This is a genomic window from Streptomyces sp. NRRL F-525 (genome assembly GCF_000716605.1).
Taxonomy (GTDB): Bacteria; Actinomycetota; Actinomycetes; order Streptomycetales; family Streptomycetaceae; genus Streptomyces.
This window is the reverse complement of the sequence record NZ_JNXE01000241.1, coordinates 1-211: the sequence shown is the minus strand read 5'-3', so window position 1 is coordinate 211 and position 211 is coordinate 1. Positions and strand designations below refer to the sequence as shown.

1 rRNA gene is annotated in these 211 nt (G+C 57.8%); it reads right to left on the bottom strand.

Annotation, left to right across the window (positions count from 1 at the left end):
• A 5S ribosomal RNA gene (gene rrf, locus OO69_RS48720) occupies nucleotides 1-68 on the bottom strand; the annotation flags it as partial.
• Nucleotides 69-211: the final 143 nt, after the last annotated feature.

Sequence of the window (211 nt, the reverse complement as noted above, 5' to 3'; positions counted from 1 at the left end):
GCGCTGTAAGGCTTAGCTTCCGGGTTCGGAATGTAACCGGGCGTTTCCCTCACGCTATGACCACCGAAACACTATGAAACAGACAACCGCACCACACCCGGTGGCCCCGGGCATGGGGTTGTTCGTGGTTTCAGAACCAACACAGTGGACGCGAGCAACTGAGGACAAGCCCTCGGCCTATTAGTACCGGTCACCTCCACCCATTACTGGG